This is a genomic window from Psychrobacter sp. ANT_H3 (genome assembly GCF_027919975.1).
Classification (GTDB): domain Bacteria; phylum Pseudomonadota; class Gammaproteobacteria; order Pseudomonadales; family Moraxellaceae; genus Psychrobacter; species Psychrobacter maritimus.
Window position 1 is genome coordinate 1 of the sequence record NZ_JAQISM010000047.1, and the last position, 1,717, is coordinate 1,717.

Annotated in this window: 3 protein-coding genes and 1 pseudogene; 1 reads left to right on the forward strand and 3 read right to left on the reverse strand. The window is 37.3% G+C overall.

Going from position 1 to position 1,717, the window contains the following annotated elements; genetic code table 11:
• The coding region (locus PG901_RS13515; protein ID WP_271134427.1) for an LrgB family protein at positions 1–178 on the forward strand (178 nt) is incomplete at its 5' end.
• A gap of 78 nt (positions 179–256) precedes the next feature.
• Here the strand turns inward: PG901_RS13515 and PG901_RS13765 are convergent.
• From PG901_RS13765 to PG901_RS13525, 3 genes and pseudogenes are all read right to left on the reverse strand, one after another.
• On the reverse strand, positions 257–640 hold the full coding sequence (locus PG901_RS13765) for a transposase family protein (protein ID WP_442966933.1): 384 nt from the start codon (positions 638–640) through the stop codon (positions 257–259).
• Between the two features lie 8 nt (positions 641–648).
• Positions 649–1,095, reverse strand: a complete 447-nt coding sequence (locus PG901_RS13520) for a transposase family protein (RefSeq protein WP_271134691.1) — start codon at positions 1,093–1,095, stop codon at positions 649–651.
• 330 nt (positions 1,096–1,425) lie between these two features.
• Positions 1,426–1,717, reverse strand: a pseudogene (locus tag PG901_RS13525) (hypothetical protein); the annotation flags it as partial.

A 1,717-nucleotide genomic window follows, 5' to 3' on the forward strand; every position in this document is an offset into this window, starting at 1 on the left:
TCTTGCAAATGGAATCGCATTTGGTAATGCATCACACGGTTTTGGTACAGCTCGGGCAAGTCAGCGCAATGAGGATGAGGGCGTTATAGCCAGTTTAACAATGATTTTAGCGGGATTATTTATGGTATTCTTAGGCCCTTCATTAATACATGGCGTAATGTTATTTGGGCAAGTTTAAACAAATATATATAGAGACCCTAATCCATATTAAGAGTAGATATGATAACAGCCATTATCACTAGACCTCTTGCAAAAGTCATAAACCAAGCTCGAAATTAACAATACTGGCGAATAGCTTCATTCTAAGATCATAGCGCTGACGACGGTTACGATATTTATGAGCCACGATTTTGAACCGTTTGATTAAGCCTATTTTGTGTTCAACCATAATGCGAAACTTAGCGAGATACTGATTGGCTTGTTTGCAGAGCTCTAACAATTGACTCCCACGTGGCTTTTTAAAGGGGGTGAAGCTCTGTTCATGTAACTTTGCAATGCCCTGATAGCCACTATCCCCTAATAGCTTAGTGTCACAAGGAAGCCAATCAGGACAAGTGTCTTTATACAGCTTAAAATCGTGAATAGAGCCTTTGGACGTTTGAACATCTAATATTAAGCCTGTTTTCCAGTGGACGATCACTTGCGCTTTTAAGGTGTGTTGTTTCTTCTTGCCGCTATAGTAGTCTCTTTGGTTTTTTTTGGACGCTCAATAGGGGTTTCGGTTGCATCGACAATGACGACTGACCAATTGATGTCGTCATCGACTCTACTAGGCAGCTTTCTAGGTAATTCAAACTTGCCTGAATTGATAAGAACATATTCTACTTTACGAATAATACGGCTAGCAGAAGACTCATGAATACCGAAGTCCATACTGATGTGGTACAGCGTCCGGTATTCACGCCAATAAGTCAGGGCCAGTAATATTTGTTCCTGTTCCCCAAGACTAAGCACCCTTGGTCTACCTGATTTGGTCTTTTGGGTTTCATGCTGCTGCATGGCTTCAAGCATTTCATAAAAGGTCGCTTTATGAATACCTGTATAGCGTTTAAAGACAGCATTATTTTGTTTGAGAAGCTTATCTGTGTTTGGCATGGTTCCTAGCCAGTTGTGAATGTATGAGTTATTGTAAAATCCTCTGCTACTTTTGCAAGAGGTCTACTAACAGATAAACAATAAAAAAACGTATAAATTTCCGTTTTTATTCTAAAGTTAATTCGACTTTAACTAAATGTAATGAGCTTTATTTCTTTTAAACTTCAACCTATTAACTTATATTATTTGAATATCAGATAAAATGAATGACTATTTTTTGAGGATACGAGTGTTTATGAGTTATTGAATCGGGATTTTCTAAATCATCATTTTAAATCCCTTAACAAATCATTATTTTTCTTGTAACAACAAATAAGATAGAGGATTTCTTTACTCACACTGAGATTCTAACCATTTAGATAGTTTAATAATATCGTCCTGATTGTTCTTTAATTCCTTGTAAACGAAGTAAAACTTATCCCCTGTTAGTAATTCATGCATCGGAATTCTAATGAGTTTCTGCTTATAAGATTTATCTAGCATCATATAGTTGTTAACGAGGGTAACTCCCAGATTGTACCGTGCGGCTTCTATCGCTAGTAGTACATGACTAAAATGATTTATCTTTATATTGTTCGGTAACTCAAATCCGCCTGCCTTACACCACCGCAGCCAATCCTCC

What these genes read in the sequence shown, in the direction of transcription:
- PG901_RS13520 (WP_271134691.1), bottom strand. Translation starts at nt 1,095, where the DNA reads ATGCCAAACACAGATAAGCTTCTCAAACAAAATAATGCTGTCTTTAAA.